The organism is Cellulomonas flavigena DSM 20109, assembly GCF_000092865.1.
In the GTDB taxonomy this organism is placed as follows: Bacteria; Actinomycetota; Actinomycetes; order Actinomycetales; family Cellulomonadaceae; genus Cellulomonas; species Cellulomonas flavigena.
The window spans coordinates 2,563,355-2,579,246 of the sequence record NC_014151.1 but is presented as its reverse complement, the minus strand read 5'-3'; the positions used below and the strand labels follow the sequence as shown (position 1 = coordinate 2,579,246).

Here is a 15,892-nt window from a genome sequence, read left to right as displayed (position 1 = left end):
TCAGGACCGGCGGTACCGGACCTCGAGCAGGTCGGCGCCACCGAGCGACTCGAGGCGCTCGACGCCGTCGGGCGAGAACCCGTGCCGGCGGTAGAAGTGCCGTGCGCGCGCGTTGTCGGCCAGTACCCACAGCGACATGGGGGTCTGCTCCCCGACGTCGCCCAGCACCGTGCGGATGAGGTCGCGCGCGACCCCGTGGCCCCACGTGCCGGGGTCCAGGTACATCGAGTAGATCTCCCGCTCGCCCCGGCGGGCGTCCTCGTCACGGCTCGGTCCGTACGTCGCGAACCCGAGGACGCGGCCCTCGGACTCCGCGACGTAGGTGGTGACGTGGTCCTGCGGGCCACGGGCCAGGTCGTGCGCCCAGCGCTCCGCACGCTGCGCGGGGTCGAGGGCCCGCAGGTACGCGTCGGGGATGATGCTCGCGTACGCCTCCTGCCAGGAGCTCACGTGCACGCGCGCGATCTCCTCGGCGTCGCGCGTGGTGGCGGGGCGGACGACGACCTCGTCGATGTGCTCGACCATGCGACCACCCTGCCACAGGTCCTCCGCAGCGCGAAGGCCCACGAGCAGGTGCTCGTGGGCCTTCGCGTGTCGGGCCGTGCGCCCCGTGGGGCGCACACCACCGGTGGTGCGCTGCGGTCAGGCCGCGCGCTGCACCTTGCCGGCCTTGAGGCACGACGTGCAGACGTTGAGACGCTTGGGCGTCCCCGCGACGACGACGCGCACGCGCTGGATGTTCGGGTTCCAGCGCCGCTTCGTGCGCACGTGGGAGTGCGAGATGCTGTGCCCGAAGCTCGGGCGCTTGGCGCAGACGTCGCAGTTGGCAGCCACGGTCTTCTCCTAGGTTCTGTCCTGTCGCGGGCCGACGGGCGGCCCGGGGTCGTGCACGTGTCCCGCGCTCCCGTGAGCACCTGACCCGGGGGCCAGGACCGCACGACGGTGCGTCGGAAGGTCTGTGGGGGTCCCGGACGTCGGTCCGGGCAACCGGGCAAGACTAGCCCATCGCCGGGTCGTCGCCCAAATGTGGGCGCCGTGCGGCACAGTGGTCGCCGGCAGGGCGGGTCGACGGCGCCGGCGGCACGCCGAGCGGCGCCGAGCGGCAGTCGCTGGTCCGTCGGTCGACGGACCGGCGGGGACCATCAGAGGAGCGGGAGGGGACGCGCGTGGAGGTCGCGGCGCAGCACGTCGTGCTCGACGACCACGCCGTGCGCGCGTGGGCCACGGGTGCGCTCACGGCCTGCCGTGCGGCGCGCGAGCTGATCGACGCCGTCAACGTGTTCCCCGTCCCCGACGCCGACACGGGCTCGAACGTCGCACTGACGCTCACCGGCGGCGTCGAGGCCCTCGTGGCCGCTCCCGGCGGGCCGGGTGGACTGCTGACGACGTTCGCCTCCGGTGCGGCACGGGCCGCGCGCGGCAACTCCGGGATCATCCTCAGCCAGTGGCTCGTCGGTCTCGCGGACGGCCTCACGGATGCGCCCGGCGGCGACGCGACCGAGGTGCTCGTGGCCGGGCTGGAGCGCGCCGACCGCGCCGCGCGCGCGGCCGTGCCCGACCCCCAGGAGGGCACCGTGCTCACGGTGGCCCGCGAGGTCGCCGCGCACGCACGCAGGGGTGTCGGCGCCGCGGCGCCGGCAGGGGTGCTCGCCGCCGCGACCGCGTCCGCGCGCGCCGACCTCGCGCGCCTCAGCGCCGGCCACGACGTGCTGCGCGCCGCGCGCGTCGTCGACGCCGGGGCGTGTGCGCTGCTCGTCGTGCTCGACGCGCTGGTCCACACCCTGGCGACGGGCACCGCCCTGACGGAGGCCGACCTCGACCTGGGCTGGCTGCCGCGCACGGCCCCCGAGGCCGTCGCCGGCTGCGCGCCGGCTCTCGGCGGCGCCTTCGAGGTCATGGTGCTCGTCGACGCCGCGTGGCCGGGCGCCGGTGGCCTGGTCGCAGCGCTGCAGGACGTGGGTGATGCGGTCGCGGTGGTCGACGCGGGCGACTGCCGCCACGCGCACGTGCACTGCGACGACCCCGCGGCGGCGATCGGCCTCGTCCCGGCCGAGGTGCGGCGGCAGGTCGTCGTGCGGCGCGTCGACGAGCCCGCGCCCGCCGCGCGCGGTCTCGTGGTGCTCACACGCTCCCCGGGGCTCGCCGCCTGGTACGCGACGTGCGGCGCGGTGACGCTGGTCGGCCCGGCGCCCACCGCGCAGCAGGTGCGCCGCGCGGCGGTGGACACCCGCGCCGAGCGGGCCGTGGTGGTGGCGGCGGGCGTCCCCGCGGACGACGGGAGCACGCAGGACGGCTCGGTGGACGTGCTGGCGGTGGCCGGTGACGGGCCGGCGGTCGTGACCTGCCTGGCGCTCGTGGCCGACCCGCAGGTCGCACCCGAGGCGGGGCTCGCGGCACTGGCACGGCTGCGGCACGGCACCACGGCGGACGACGTGGTCGACCTCGCCGCCACGCTCGTCGCGGACGTTCCGGGTGCCCAGGGCGTGACGCTCGTGCACGGTGCGGACGTACCCCCGGCGACGACGCGCGCGGTCGCCGACGCCGTCGCCGCGGCGCACCCGCAGACGGAGGTGGTGCTCGCCGGGCCGGCCGTGCACGCCGCGTGGTGGGTGGGGGTGGACTGACGTGCTCGCCGCCGACCCCCTCGCCGTGCCGCTGACGCGGCTCAACGCTCGCACGGCCAAGGCGCTGGGCAAGCTCGGGCTCGCGACCGCGGGCGACCTCGTGCGGCACTACCCGCGCCGGTACGCCGAGCCCGGCACGCTCACCGACATGGCCAGCCTGCGCGTCGGCGAGCACGTCACCGTGGTCGCGGAGGTCGTGCGGACGTCCCTGCGTCCCACCGCGCAGGGCCGCGGGCTGCTGCAGTCGACGATCACCGACGGGCACAGCCGCATCGAGCTGACGTTCTTCGCGTCCCACGTCAAGAAGCTCGAGTGGCGCCAGGGTCAGCTGCGCCCCGGTCGGCGCGGGCTCTTCACCGGCGAGGTGTCGCTCTACCGCGACACGCTGCAGCTCATGCACCCCGAGTGCCGACTGTTCGGCGCCGACGACGACGCGCACGACGAGGACGAGGCGCTGCTCGAGGCGGGCCGGCCCATCCCCGTGTACCCGGCGGTCGCGGGCTTCGAGTCGTGGAAGGTCGCGCAGGCCGTGCGCACGGTGCTCGACCCGCTGCGCGAGGAGGACGTGCCCGACCCCGTCCCGCCGGACCTGCGCGCGCGGGACGCGCTGCCCACGCTGCTCGAGGCGTTGCGGCTGGTGCACGTCCCGCAGGACGAGGCGGACTGGCGCCGTGGGCGCACGCGGCTCCGGTACGAGGAGGCGCTCGTGCTGCAGGCCGAGCTCGCACGCCGCCGGGCGCGCGCCGCGCAGCAGGAGGCCGTCGCACGGCCCCCGCGCGCCGACGGCCTGCTCGACGCGTTCGACGCCCGGCTGCCCTTCACCCTCACCGCCGGGCAGCGCGCCGTCGGGGAGGAGATCGCCCGTGAGCTCGCCGCGCCCCGGCCCATGCAGCGGCTGCTGCAGGGCGAGGTCGGCTCGGGCAAGACCGTGGTGGCGCTGCGCGCGATGCTGCAGGTCGTCGACGCGGGCGGGCAGGCGGCGCTCCTGGCGCCCACCGAGGTGCTCGCCGCGCAGCATGCGCGCACGCTGCGTCGCATGCTCGGAGACCTCGCCGAGGGCGGGTTCCTGGGCGGTGCCGCGCTGGCGACCCGCGTGGCGCTGCTGACGGGTTCGCTGCCGACGGCGGCCCGCCGGGAGGCGGTCCTGGACGCCGCGAGCGGCGCCGCGGGCATCGTGGTGGGCACGCACGCGCTGCTGTCCGACCAGGTGCAGTTCGCCGACCTGGGCCTCGTCGTCGTCGACGAGCAACACCGCTTCGGCGTCGAGCAGCGCGACGCGCTGCGCGCCAAGGCCGGACGCACGCCCCACACGCTCGTCATGACCGCCACACCGATCCCGCGCACGGTCGCCATGACGGTCTTCGGCGACCTCGAGACGTCGGTGCTCAGCGAGGTCCCGGCAGGCCGCGCCGGCATCACGACGCACACCGTGCCGGCCGACAACACGCGGTGGACGGACCGCACGTGGCAGCGGGTCCGCGAGGAGGTCGAGCGCGGTGGACGCGCGTACGTCGTGTGCCCGCGCATCGACGGCGACGCGCCCGCGGGCGACGCCGCGGACGAGGACGGCACCGACCTCGTGCTCGAGGCCGAGGCCACCGTCGGTGCCCCGGACGCCGGCGCACGGCGCCCCCTGCGGGCCGTGCTCGACGTGGCCGAGGAGCTGCGCGCCCGCCCCGACCTCACCGGGATCGGTGTGGGGGTGCTCCACGGGCGCCTGGGCCCCGAGGAGAAGGACCGCGCGTTCGCGGCCTTCGCGTCCGGCGCGACGCCCGTGCTCGTGTCGACGACCGTCGTCGAGGTCGGGGTCGACGTGCCGGACGCCACCGTCATGGTCGTCCTCGACGCCGACCGGTTCGGCATCTCCCAGCTCCACCAGCTGCGCGGCCGCGTCGGACGCGGCACCCGACCGGGGCTGTGCCTGCTCGTCAGCGCCGCCGCCCCCGGCACCGACGCCCACACGCGCCTCGAGACCCTCGCCGCCACGAGCGACGGGTTCGAGCTCGCCGCCCTCGACCTGGAGCTGCGGCACGAGGGTGACGTGCTGGGTGCCGCGCAGCACGGCACCGGCAGCTCGCTGCGCCTGCTGCGGGTCACGCGCGACGGGGACGTCATCGCCCGGGCTCGGACCGACGCGCGCGCGCTCGTCGCGCAGGACGCCGAGCTCGCGGCGTGGCCCGCCCTGCGGGCCGCGATCGAGGCGTCCCTCGCGGGGGAGCGTGAGGAGTTCCTCGACCGGGCGTGACGCGATCCCTGACTACCCTGGCGGCATGGCTCCCGTGGTGCACGTGCGTGATCTGCAGGTCGGCTACGGCGGGGCCGCGGTGTGCGCCCCCGTGGCGTTCACGCTCGACGCGGGCGGCGCGATCGCCCTCGTCGGCGCCAACGGCTCGGGCAAGTCCACGGTCCTCAAGACCGTGCTCGGGCTGCTCGAGCCCGTCGGCGGCAGCGTCGAGGTGCTCGGCCACCCCGTCGACGAGCGCGAGGCGCGGTTCCGCCGCGAGGTCTCGAGCGTCCTCGACGACGACGCGTACTTCCCGGCCCTGACGGTCGCCGAGCACCTGTACCTCACGGCGCGCGGGCACGGCGTGCTCGGTGCGCGGGACGAGGTGACGGACCTCCTCGACGAGTTCGGGCTCGCCGACCACGCGCGCGCCACGCCGGTCTCGCTGTCCTCGGGGCAACGCCGTCGCCTACTGCTGGCCGCGGGGTTCGCGCGGCCGCGATCGCTGCTCGTCCTCGACGAGCCCGAGCAGCGGCTCGACCAGCGCATGCGCGCGCGGCTCGCCGACCGGCTGCGCGCCGAGCGCGAGGCAGGCGGCGCGGTGCTGCTCGCGACGCACGACCCGGAGCTCGTCGCCGCGGTGTGCACGCACGCGGTGCACGTCGCGGACGACGAGTCGCGCCTGCTGCCGGCCGCCGAGGCGGCGGACCGGATCGCGCGGGTCGCCCTGTGAGCCGGGAGGTCGCCGGCTCGCCACCGGGCGCACCGGCGGGCGACGACCCTCGCGTCGGCGACTTCGACCTCGGTGAGGTCCCCACGGCACGCGAGATCCGCCGGTTCACGGCCCGCGCGGCCCGCGCGCGAGCGGGTGCCGGCGTCGGGGCGCTGCTCACCGACGTGTACACGGCCGTCACGAGCGTCGCGATCTCCGTGCTCATCGTGCTCGGCGTCGTCCAGCAGCTCGGCGCCTCCCTGCCGCCCGCGCCGCCCACGCACGCACCCGGTGGGCTCAGTCTGCCGGTGCTCGTCGTGCTGCTGCTCCTCGCCGGCGCCGGCGCGCTGCTCTCCACCGCCGGCAGGCTCGGTCCCGTCGGTGCCGAGGGACCGCAGGCCTCCTGGTGGCTGCCGCTGCCCGTCGACCGTCGCGGGCTGCTGCGCCCCGCCGCCGCGCGCGTGCCCGCCGTCGCAGCGCTCGCGGGTGCCGTCGTCGTGGTCGTGCTGGACGCCGGTCTGCTCGCCCGCGGAGGTGCGGAGCTGGTCCGCGCCGGGCTGCTCGGCGCGCTCCTGTCGGCCGGAGTCGTGCTCGGTGCCGCCGTCGCGCAGGCCCGCGTGCCGCGGCGGCGTCTTGCCCTGGCCGGCGACGCGGTGCTGCTCGCCGCGCCCGTGCTGGCCGCGCTCGTCGTGCTCAGCGGACGGACGCCCGCGACGCTGCCGTCGCCGTCGTGGCTCGTGGTCCTGCTCACCGCCCTCGTCGCGGCGGCGCTCGCGGTCGTCGTCGACCGGCGGCTCGAGCACCTCCCGGGGCGGACGCTGCGCGAGGGTGGCTCGGTGGCGACACAGGCGGTCGGCGCCGTGGTCTCGCTGGACTCGCGCGAGCTCGGGCGGGCGTTGACCGGCGGGGCGGCGCCCAGCGTGCGCCGGCGGGTGGCGCGGCTGCGTACGGCCCGGGGACCTGCGACGGCGCTGGTCACGGCGGACCTCGTGGTGCTCCGGCGGTCGCTGCGGCACGTCGTGCAGGTCGTCGTCGCCGTCGGGCTTCCCGTGCTGGCCACGCTCGTGCCGCAGCTCGCCAGCCCCGCCGGTGTCCTGGTCGCGGTGCTCGTGGGCGGCTGGATGGCGTCCAGCGCGAGCGCCGAGGGTGCGCGGTGGGCGGAGATGGCGCCCGTGCTCGACCGGCTCCTGCCGCTGGACGACCGCACCGTGCGGCGGCTGCGGATGGTCGCGCCCGGCCTCGTCGCGCTCGTCTGGTCGCTCCTCACCTTCACGGCCGTCGGACGCTGGCAGGGTGCGACGTCGGACTGGCTCGTGCTCGCGGTTGCGGCAGCCCCGGTGTGGGCGGCCGCGGCGGTCCGTGCGGCCTACCGGCCTGCCCCGCGGTGGGACAAGCCGCTCGTCGCGACACCCGCCGGGGCCCTGCCCATGGGGGTCCTGCAGGTCGTGGCGCGAGGCCCGGACCTCGTGGCGTTCTGTCTGCTGCCGCTGTGGGTCGCGCTCGGGCTCGGCACTGTCACGACCTTCATGGTGACCGCGCAGGTGGCGCTGTCCACCATCGCGTTCGCGGTGGCCTCCTCGACGGCCGAGAAAGGCTGGATGGAACGGCTCCTGGAGGACCAGGACGCCCAGCGCAGGGGAGGGGCCGCGTGACGCGGATCGTGGCCGGCAGCGCGGGTGGACGCACGCTCGCCGTCCCCTCGTCCGGCACCCGCCCCACGAGCGAGCGCGTGCGCGAGGCCCTGTTCTCGCGCCTCGAGCACCTCGACGCGGTCGACGGCGCCCGGGTGCTCGACCTCTACGCCGGCTCCGGGGCCCTCGGGCTCGAGGCGGCGAGCCGCGGGGCACGGCGCGTCGTGCTCGTCGAGACCGCCCGCGGCGCGGTCGACGTGTGCCGCCGCAACGCGCGCAGCCTGGGGCTGGCCGACCGCGTCGAGGTCGTCGCCGACCGCGTCGACCGGTACCTCGCGCGCGTCGCGCCCACCGACGGTCCGGCGGCCGAGAGCTTCGACCTCGTGCTGCTCGACCCGCCGTACGACCTCGGCGACGACGCGCTCGCGACGGCCGTCGCGGGCGCGGCACGCTGCACGGCACCCGGCGGGGTGGTCGTCGTCGAGCGGTCGTCGCGGGCCGCCGCACCCGCGTGGCCCGCACCTCTCGTCGCGCTCGCGGACCGCCGGTACGGCGAGACGCGGGTGTGGTTCGCCGAGCACCCAGCCGTGGACTGATCGGCGGCGGCGCGGGCTCAGGCCGAGCGCGGGGCCGCCTCGTAGGTGTGGCCCGCCGTCCGCAGCCGCTCGGTGAGGACGTCGCCGAGCCCCGCGGCGGGCGTCAGCGACCCGGCCCGGTCGGGCAGCCGTTCGGTGTCGAGCGCCAGGGCCAGGGCGGACTCGCCGAGCATGACGGCCGTCGCGGCGTACCCCGGGTCGCCGGGGCCGGCGGCGAGCGCACGGTAGTGCCGCCCGGTCGTCGTGACCGCGTGCACGTCCATGCGGAACCAGCCGGTGCGGCGCGTCCGCTCGTCGGGACCCGTGCCGGGCGCCGGCAGGACCCGGTCGAGCAGGGCCCGGGCGGGCGGCAGCGTGAGCGCCGCGAGGGCCATCGGCAGCCCGACCGTCAGGGCGGCCGCGGCCAGCGCGCCCTGCGTGCCACGGCCCGTCGCGGCGACCTCGCCGTACCGCAGGTCCCGCCCGTACGCCCAGCCCTGCAGCGCGTTCGACCGACGCACGACGCGCGTGTCGAAGGACCCCATCGGGGACACCGCGACCCAGCGGCCGTCCACCGTGCGCCCGGGCAGCGGGGTGTCGGTGGGCTGCGGCGTGCGGGGCTCGGCGGCGCGGTCCGGGCTCAGGGCGAACGGGTCGGCGAGCAGCCGACGCACCTGGGGGTCGCGCGCGGCCAGGTCCGCGATGCCCCGCGCCGACGCGACCGTGCCGCCGCTGACGCCGCCGCGGGCGCTCGCGACCAGGCGGACGTGCCCGAGCTCACCGGCTCCGTCCGCCGCGACGCGCCGGTGCAGCAGGAGCACCGCGAGGTCGGACGGGATCGCGTCGTACCCGCACGCGTGCACGATGCGTGCGCCGGTCGCGCGCGCGACCTCGTCGAAGGCGTCCGCGGCCTGCCGGACGAACGGCACCTCGCCCGTGAGGTCCGCGTAGTGCGTGCCGGCCCGCGCGCAGGCTTCGACCACGGGCAGCCCGTGCCGCAGGTAGGGCCCGACCGTGCTGACCAGCACGCGTGCGGAGCGTGCGAGGGCGCGCAGCGACGCGTCGTCACCGGTGTCCGCCGTGAGCAGCGGCCACCGGCGCCCCGCGTCGGGGAGGCCGTCGCGCACGTGCCGCAGCCGCTCGCGCGAGCGGCCCGCCAGGGCGACGCGCAGGTCGCGCGGCGCGTGCCGTGCGAGGTGCTCGGCGACGAGCGCGCCGACGAACCCGCTGGCGCCCAGCAGGACGACGTCGTGGTCGCGTGGCATGCCGACAGGTTCGCGGCGCCCGGGGCGGCCCGCAACCGCGGTGTCCGGGCGGCAGGTCGGGGGGGTCGGTGCGGCAGAAGCTCGCGGTGAGCTCGGCACCCAGCTCGGGGCGGTCGGGGTCGCCCATGATCGCCGGCGCCATGGCGCTCGCCCAGCCGAGGTAGTTGCTGTCCAGGGACTCCAACAGCTCGGAGATGTCGGCCGCGCTGAGACCGCCGGTGTACCCGGTGTCGTCGACGTAGCGCGGCGAGTGCGCGACGAGGACCAGCTTGTCGAACCGCTCCGGTTCCGCGACGACCGCGAGCACGCCGATCGTCGCCGCCACCGAGTGGCCCACGAGGACCACGTCGCGCAGGTCGAGCTCGCGCAGCACGTCCAGGACGTCGTCCGCGTACCCCTGCAGGGTGCCGTGCCGCACCGGGTCGTACGCCGACAGGTCGGAGGCGCCCGCCCCGACGAGGTCGAGCGTCACCACCGTGAACGCGTCCTCGAAGTGCGGTGCGACGTGACGCCACATGTGCTGGTCGCAGCCGAAGCCGTGCACGAGGACGACCGGCTGCGCACCGGACGCCCCGGTGACGCGGACGGCGTGGCGTTCGGTGGCTCCCACGCGGCGAGGTTAACCGGGTGAGGTGCCGGACGCGTGCCGGGCGGCGGCGTGCATCACCCGGAGCAGCGGCCCGTCGCCCAACCGGCGCGACCCCGCGACGGTGAAGCCGTGGCGCTCGTAGAACGGGACGTTGCGCTCGTCGGCCGTCGCGAGCCAGGGCGTGCCGTCCTCGCGCGCGAGCGCCGCCAGGCCGTGGCGCAGCAGCGTGCCGCCCAGCCCGCGGCCCTGGTGCGCGGGGTGCACGGCGAGGTAGTTGAGGTACGGCCCGCCAGGGGTGGGTGCGAGGTCCGCGGTGCCGCCCAGGTGACCGAGGACCTCGGCCGCACGGGCCGGTCCGACGAGCGCCGCCAGGGCACCTGCGGGCGTGGGCAGGTGTGCGGCGGAGGTCGACGGAGCCGCCGCAGGACGCCACGCCGCGAGCGCGACGAGGTCGTCGTCGACCGTCACCACGTCGACCCGGCCGCCGGCGAGGTAGCGCTCGAGCGACGGCCCGAGCCACAGCGCGCACGCGTCGGCGCGGGTCGTCTCGTCCGGCAGCACCCAGCGCATCAGCGGGTTGCCGCGGTAGGCCAGCGCGCACACGGTGCGCAGCGCGGGCAGGTCGTGCGGCGTGGCGGCGCGCGGGGTGGGCACACCGGCACGCTAGCGGCCGCACCGACGCGTCCGCCACGGGTGGGTGACGTAGGTTGATGGGCGTGAGCACCGCCGTCTGCCCCGGGTCGTTCGACCCGATCACCCTCGGGCACGTCGACGTCGTCCGGCGCGCCCGGTCGATGTTCGACGAGGTCGTCGTCGCCGTCGCGCACAACGCGTCGAAGCGGGCGCTGCTGGCGCCCGACGAGCGCGTGCGCCTCGCGGCCGAGGCGCTGGCCGACCTGGACGGTGTCCGCGTCGTGGCCACCGACGGGCTGCTGGTGGACCTGGTGCGCGAGGTCGGCGCGCGGGCGGTCGTCAAGGGTCTGCGCAGCGGTGCGGATCTCGACGCCGAGCTCGCGATGGCCCTGATGAACCGGCACCTGTCCGGCGTGGAGACGGTCTTCGTCCTGGGTGACCCGGCGCGTTCGCACATCGCGTCGTCGCTGGTGAAGGACGTGGCACGGCACGGCGGGCCGATCGAGGACATGGTGACGCCCGAGGTGGCGGCGGCGGTGCGGCGCGCGCTCGCCCCGCGCCCGGACGACGGGGGAGAGGACGCACGATGACGGAGCACGTGGAGAGCGCGCAGGAGCGTACGGAGGGCGTGGGCGGCGTGCTGGACGCCCTCGAGGACGCCGTGACGCAGGCACGGGCGATGCCGATGTCCTCGTCGGTCCTGGTGAACCGGGCCGAGATCCTCGAGCTGGTCGACCAGGTGCGCGAGGCGCTGCCGGCGCAGCTGCTGCGCGCGGACGAGGTGCTGGCCGACGCCGACGCCGCCCGCGCGGCAGCGCAGGCCGAGGCCGAGGCCGTGCTGGCCCGGGCCCGCGCCCGCGCGGCGGAGCTGGTGGAGCAGGAGCACGTGGTGGCCGAGGCCCGCGCGCGGGCGGCGGAGATCGTCGCCGAGGCGCAGGCGACGGCGGAGTCGCTGCGACGCGACGCCGACGACTACTGCGACCGCCGCCTGGCCGACTTCGAGATCGACCTCGGCAAGGTCCTCTCGCAGGTGCAGGCGGGGCGCGCGAAGCTGGCCGGGAGGCTGTCGCCGGGCGAGGGGGCGTGAGCGGTCGGCGCCCGGACGTCGACCGGTCGTCGCGGTCCGCGCGGTCCGGTGTGGCCGCTCGCACCGGTTTGGGGCACCGGCCCGACGTACCGTAGAGTTCTCCGTTGGTCCTGCCTGTCGTGGCGTGGGCCGACTCGTCAACACCGCCAAGCAACCGCACACCCGGCGACGCGCGCCTGCGCGCGGCGCCGACCACTGGACACGAGGGGACCGGACACGTGCGCCCTTCCCACCTCGATCCCCGCTCGCCGTTCGTGCTCGAGACCCACGAGCTCGGTCGACGTCCGGGATCGATGCGGACGGTCCAGCGGACGGTCGCGGCGCCTGACGAGCTCGGCACCGGCATGATCGGCATCCCGTCCGGGAGCGACCTCGAGCTGGACCTCCGGCTCGAGGCGGTCATGGAGGGGGTCCTGGTGACCGGCTCGATCCGCGGCGAGGCCGTCGGGGAGTGCGTGCGGTGCCTGGAGCGGGTCGTCGAGATCGTCGACGCCCCGGTGCAGGAGCTGTACGTCTACCCCGAGCGTGCCGAGGCCGCGGTGGCGAGCGGTGACGAGGACGAGGACGTGCGTGAGCTCGAGGGCGACCTGCTCGACCTCGAGCCCGCGCTGCGAGACGCGGTCGTGCCCGTGCTGCCCTTCCGGCCCCTGTGCCAGGAGGACTGCCCGGGCCTGTGCTCCGAGTGCGGGACGCGGCTCGCCGACGACCCGGACCACGCGCACGAGACGATCGACCCCCGCTGGGCGGCCCTGGGCGGCCTGCGGGGCACTGACGACGAGAAGAGAGAGAGCTGACCGTGGCGGTTCCGAAGCGCAAGATGTCGCGCAGCAACACCCGTGCGCGTCGGTCGCAGTGGAAGACCACTGCCACGACGCTCACCACCTGCCCCCAGTGCAAGTCCGCGACGCGCCCCCACGTGGCGTGCCCGTCGTGCGGTGCGTACAACAGCCGTCGCTACGTCGAGGCCGTGCGCAGCGAGCACGAGGCCGTCTGACCCACGCGGCCACGATGACCGGCACACCCGTCGACACCGACGTCGCGTGAGCACGGCAGCGCAGTCGCTCCTGGAGAAGCTCGGGGTCCACCTGGACCCCGAGCTTCTCGTGCTCGCCCTGACGCACCGTTCGTTCGCGCACGAGGCGGGCGGCATCCCCACCAACGAGCGCCTGGAGTTCCTCGGCGACACGGTGCTGGGGCTCGTCGTCACCGAGCACCTCTACCGCACCCATCCGGGCAACTCCGAGGGCGATCTGGCGAAGATGCGCGCCGCGACCGTGTCGCAGCGCGCCCTCGCCCAGGTGGCCCGCAGCCTCGACCTGGGCAGTTACGTGCTGCTCGGCAAGGGCGAGCTCGCCACCGGCGGCCGCGACAAGGACTCGATCCTGTCCGACACGCTCGAGGCGCTCTTCGGCGCGGTCTACCTCTCGCACGGCCTCGAGCCGGCGCGCGTCCTCGTCGACCGCCTCGTGCGCCCCACGCTCACGGCCGCGGCCGACCTCGGCGCGGGTCTCGACTGGAAGACGTCGCTGCAGGAGCTGTCCGCGTCGCTCGGCCTGGGCGCGCCGTACTACGAGGTCACGGGCGAGGGCCCGGACCACGCCCGCACGTTCACCGCGTCCGCCGTCGTCGGTGGCGAGGTGCGCGGCACCGGCACCGGCCCGGCCAAGAAGATCGCCGAGCAGGAGGCCGCGTCGGCTGCGTGGACCGCGCTGAGCGCCGTGCGCGACTCCGCGCAGCAGGTCGCCGCCGGCGACGCGGGCTGACGGGTGCCCGAGCTCCCCGAGGTCGAGACCGTCCGCGACGGCCTCGCCCGCCACGTGCTGGGTCGCACCGTCACGGACGTGGACGTGCGGCGCGGCTACTCGGTGCGTCGGCACGACGCCGGGCCGCTCGACTTCGCGGCGCGGCTCGTGGGGCGGCGGCTGGAGGCGGCGGTCCGGCGCGGCAAGTTCCTGTGGCTGCTGCTCGACGAGGGCGCCGGGCGTGGCGACGACGCCCTCATGGCCCACCTCGGCATGAGCGGGCAGCTCCTCGTCCGCGGCCCCGCGGCCGGCCCCGCCGCTCTGGACGACGCGCCCGGCGACCCGGTCGCCACGTCCGGCCCGACGGGCTGGGTCGAGCACCCGCACCTGCGCGTCCGGCTCCGGCTCGACGACGGCTCGGCGCTCGACTTCGTCGACCAGCGGACGTTCGGGCACCTGTCGGTGCCGGACCTCGTCCCGACACCGGACGGTGCGCCCGGCGGGCTCGGGTCCGCGCGACCCGCGGTGCCCGCGCCGGTGGCGCACATCGCGCGCGACCTGCTCGACCCGGCGCTCGACCGCGACGCGGTCGTCGCGGCCCTGCGCGCCCGGCGCACCGAGGTGAAGCGTGCCCTGCTCGACCAGACCCTCGTCTCGGGCGTCGGCAACATCTACGCCGACGAGGCGCTGTGGCGCGCGCGCCTGCACGGCACGCGCCCCACGGCCGCACTGCGCCCCGTCGAGGCGCGGCGCGTCCTCGACGCGGCGCACGAGGTGATGACCGAGGCGCTCGGGCAGGGCGGGACGAGCTTCGACGCCCTCTACGTCGACGTCAACGGTGCGTCCGGGTACTTCGACCGTTCGCTGGCGGTCTACGGCCAGGACGGCCGTCCGTGCCGCCGCTGCGGCACCCCGGTGCGCCGCGACGCGTTCGCGAACCGCTCGTCCTACACCTGCCCCCGCTGCCAGCCCCGCCCCCGCCCCCGCCGCCCCTCCTGACACCGAGCGCGGGGGGTCCGCGCCGAGTGCGGGGGTCGTTGCCCCCGCACTCGCGCGGCTTCCCCCGCACTCGGCGACCGGGGGGAAGGGGGAGGGGTCAGCGGGGGACGACGTTGCGCAGGGGGGTGCCGGTGACGAAGCGTGCGAGGTTGTCGGCGACCAGGTCCTGCCACCCGACGGGGCGGCCACCCGCGGCGTGCGGGCTGACCAGGACACCCGGCGCGTGCCAGAGCGGGGACGACGCGGGCAGGGGCTCGGTCGCGAACACGTCGAGGGCCGCGCCGGCGAGGTGGCCGCCCTGCACAGCCGTGAGGAGCGCGTCCTCGTCGAGCGTCGAGCCACGGCCGGCGTTGACGACCCAGGCGCCGCGCGGCAGCGCACCGATCGCGTCCGCCCCGATCGCGTGCCGCGTCGAGGCGAGCGCGGGCAGCAGCCCGACGAGCACGTCGGTGCGCGGCAGCACCTCCGGCAGGTCGCCCGGTGCGACCACCCGGTACCCGTGCCGCTCGCCCGCGCGCGTCGCGACACCCGTCACCTGCGCACCCAGACCCGTCAGCAGCGGCGCCAGACGCGCCGCGATCGACCCGAACCCCCAGACGGTCACCTGCGCACCGAGGAGCGTGCGCACCGGCCCTCCGGGCGTGTGCAGGGCCTGCAGCCCGCCGAGCTCGTCGGCCCAGCGGCGCTCGTCCTGCGCGTGCACCATCGCCGGGACCGAGCGCACGCACGCGAGCACCAGGGCGAGCACGTGCTCGGCCACCGTCGCGTCGTGCAGACCCCGACCGCTGGTCACCACGGCCTCGGGGGCGAAGCCCGCGGCGAGCACCGCGTCCGGGCCGGCAGCCAACGTCTGGACCCAGCGGACGCGCGTCGCCGCGGCCGCGAGCTCGGCGAGACGGTCGTGCGGGTTGCCCCAGACCACCACGGCGTCGGCGTGCGCTGCATCGGCCGGAGCCGGCGCCGCCACGTCGTAGCGCACGGCCCGGACCCCCGCGGGCAGCGGCGGCACGCCGTCGACGGTGGACGGCAGCAGGATCACGCTCATGGGTCGATACGATGCCACCGTGTCCGCCACGAGCCAGCCGACGCCGACGCCCCCCACGGGCGGCCGGCCGGGCCCCATCTCCGTCATGATCGTCGACGACCACGAGGTCGTCCGCCGCGGGATCGCCGAGGTCGTCGAGCGCACCGACGGGATGACCGTCGTCGCCGAGGCCGGCTCCGTCGCCGACGGCGTGCGCCGCGCGACCCTCGTGCGGCCGCAGGTCATGCTCGTCGACCTGCAGCTCCCGGACGGCACGGGCATCGATCTCATGAGGTCCGTGCGCGAGACGCTGCCCACGGCGCGCGCGATCGTCCTGACGTCGTTCGACGACGACGACGCACTGGCCGCCGCGCTCGACGCGGGCGCGTCCGCCTACCTGCTCAAGAGCGTGCGTGGCGCCGAGATCACGGACGTCATCCGCGCCGTCGCGGCGGGCCGCACGCTGCTCGACGACCGGACGGTCGCACGCCGCCGTGCGGGCCACGAGGACCCGACGGAGTCGCTGACGCCCAGCGAGCTGCGGGTCCTCGACCTCATCGGCGAGGGCATGTCGAACCGCGAGATCGCCGAGCGCCTCGGGGTGGCCGAGAAGACCGTGAAGAACCACATCACGTCCCTGCTCGCGAAGATGGGCCTGCAGCGCCGCACGCAGGTCGCGGCGTGGGTCGCGTCGCGCAAGAACTCGGGCTGGCGGGCCGAGCCGGGGCACTGACCGCCCCCTCGCGTCCGGGCCCGTGCCCGCACGTCGTGCCGCAGGCGCCGCGGG

At 76.5% G+C, this 15,892-nt stretch carries 17 protein-coding genes and 1 pseudogene; 12 read left to right on the top strand and 6 right to left on the bottom strand.

Features of this window, described 5'->3' with window-relative positions:
* Both CFLA_RS11665 and rpmB read right to left on the bottom strand, forming a co-directional pair.
* Positions 1–525 (bottom strand): GNAT family N-acetyltransferase, encoded by a 525-nt coding sequence (locus tag CFLA_RS11665; RefSeq protein ID WP_013117531.1) that lies wholly within the window; start codon positions 523–525, stop codon positions 1–3.
* Between the two features lie 117 nt (positions 526–642).
* Complete coding sequence (gene rpmB, locus CFLA_RS11660; RefSeq protein WP_013117530.1) at positions 643–834, bottom strand: 50S ribosomal protein L28; 192 nt, start codon at positions 832–834, stop codon at positions 643–645.
* A gap of 332 nt (positions 835–1,166) precedes the next feature.
* Between rpmB and CFLA_RS19060 the strand changes: the two genes are divergently transcribed.
* Genes CFLA_RS19060 through rsmD form a run of 5 tightly spaced genes read left to right on the top strand, consistent with a single transcriptional unit; the run spans position 1,167 to position 7,787 of the window.
* Positions 1,167–2,624, top strand: a complete 1,458-nt coding sequence (locus CFLA_RS19060) for a DAK2 domain-containing protein (RefSeq protein WP_013117529.1) — start codon at positions 1,167–1,169, stop codon at positions 2,622–2,624.
* A 1-nt stretch (position 2,625) separates the two neighbouring features.
* On the top strand, positions 2,626–4,869 hold the full coding sequence (locus CFLA_RS11650; protein WP_013117528.1) for an ATP-dependent DNA helicase RecG: 2,244 nt from the start codon (positions 2,626–2,628) through the stop codon (positions 4,867–4,869).
* Between the two features lie 25 nt (positions 4,870–4,894).
* Positions 4,895–5,581 (top strand): ABC transporter ATP-binding protein, encoded by a 687-nt coding sequence (locus CFLA_RS11645; RefSeq protein ID WP_013117527.1) that lies wholly within the window; start codon positions 4,895–4,897, stop codon positions 5,579–5,581.
* The gene (locus tag CFLA_RS11640) at positions 5,578–7,212 is read left to right on the top strand and encodes a DUF6297 family protein (protein WP_013117526.1); all 1,635 of its coding nucleotides are present in this window, start codon (positions 5,578–5,580) and stop codon (positions 7,210–7,212) included. Before CFLA_RS11645 ends, CFLA_RS11640 begins: the two co-directional genes overlap by 4 nt.
* Entirely contained in the window at positions 7,209–7,787 is a 579-nt protein-coding gene (rsmD, locus tag CFLA_RS11635) for a 16S rRNA (guanine(966)-N(2))-methyltransferase RsmD (RefSeq protein WP_013117525.1), read from the top strand. The genes CFLA_RS11640 and rsmD overlap by 4 nt, the downstream gene beginning before the upstream one ends.
* 17 nt (positions 7,788–7,804) lie before the next feature.
* On the opposite strand, the gene CFLA_RS20925 is transcribed toward rsmD, so the two are convergent.
* The 3 genes and pseudogenes from CFLA_RS20925 to CFLA_RS11620 form a co-directional block, all read right to left on the bottom strand.
* Positions 7,805–9,004 (bottom strand): saccharopine dehydrogenase family protein, encoded by a 1,200-nt coding sequence (locus CFLA_RS20925; protein WP_342626057.1) that lies wholly within the window; start codon positions 9,002–9,004, stop codon positions 7,805–7,807.
* A pseudogene (locus tag CFLA_RS19560) lies at positions 8,898–9,575 on the bottom strand (alpha/beta fold hydrolase); the annotation flags it as partial. The gene CFLA_RS20925 and the pseudogene CFLA_RS19560, both read right to left, overlap by 107 nt.
* A gap of 75 nt (positions 9,576–9,650) precedes the next feature.
* A complete protein-coding gene (locus CFLA_RS11620; protein ID WP_013117523.1) occupies positions 9,651–10,274 on the bottom strand; it encodes a GNAT family N-acetyltransferase in 624 nt (207 codons plus the stop codon).
* 62 nt (positions 10,275–10,336) lie between these two features.
* Between CFLA_RS11620 and coaD the strand changes: the two genes are divergently transcribed.
* The 6 genes from coaD (at position 10,337) to mutM (ending at position 14,081) form a co-directional block, all read left to right on the top strand.
* Entirely contained in the window at positions 10,337–10,843 is a 507-nt protein-coding gene (gene coaD / locus CFLA_RS11615; protein ID WP_043600622.1) for a pantetheine-phosphate adenylyltransferase, read from the top strand.
* Positions 10,840–11,340, top strand: coding sequence for a hypothetical protein (locus CFLA_RS11610; protein ID WP_013117521.1), 501 nt, complete (start codon positions 10,840–10,842; stop codon positions 11,338–11,340). The genes coaD and CFLA_RS11610 overlap by 4 nt, the downstream gene beginning before the upstream one ends.
* 218 nt (positions 11,341–11,558) lie before the next feature.
* Positions 11,559–12,134 (top strand): YceD family protein, encoded by a 576-nt coding sequence (locus tag CFLA_RS11605; RefSeq protein ID WP_013117520.1) that lies wholly within the window; start codon positions 11,559–11,561, stop codon positions 12,132–12,134.
* 2 nt (positions 12,135–12,136) lie between these two features.
* A complete protein-coding gene (gene rpmF, locus CFLA_RS11600) occupies positions 12,137–12,334 on the top strand; it encodes a 50S ribosomal protein L32 (protein WP_013117519.1) in 198 nt (65 codons plus the stop codon).
* Positions 12,335–12,380: 46 nt separating this feature from the next.
* The gene (gene rnc / locus CFLA_RS11595) at positions 12,381–13,103 is read left to right on the top strand and encodes a ribonuclease III (RefSeq protein ID WP_013117518.1); all 723 of its coding nucleotides are present in this window, start codon (positions 12,381–12,383) and stop codon (positions 13,101–13,103) included.
* A 3-nt stretch (positions 13,104–13,106) separates the two neighbouring features.
* Complete coding sequence (gene mutM / locus CFLA_RS11590; RefSeq protein WP_013117517.1) at positions 13,107–14,081, top strand: bifunctional DNA-formamidopyrimidine glycosylase/DNA-(apurinic or apyrimidinic site) lyase; 975 nt, start codon at positions 13,107–13,109, stop codon at positions 14,079–14,081.
* A gap of 97 nt (positions 14,082–14,178) precedes the next feature.
* On the opposite strand, the gene CFLA_RS11585 is transcribed toward mutM, so the two are convergent.
* Positions 14,179–15,126 carry an NAD(P)-dependent oxidoreductase gene (locus tag CFLA_RS11585; RefSeq protein WP_043600620.1) on the bottom strand — a complete coding sequence of 316 codons (948 nt, stop codon included), beginning with the start codon at positions 15,124–15,126 and terminating at the stop codon, positions 14,179–14,181.
* An 85-nt stretch (positions 15,127–15,211) separates the two neighbouring features.
* On the opposite strand from CFLA_RS11585, the gene CFLA_RS11580 reads away from it, so the two are divergent.
* Complete coding sequence (locus tag CFLA_RS11580; protein WP_013117515.1) at positions 15,212–15,838, top strand: response regulator; 627 nt, start codon at positions 15,212–15,214, stop codon at positions 15,836–15,838.
* The last annotated feature ends 54 nt before the right edge of the window (positions 15,839–15,892 follow it).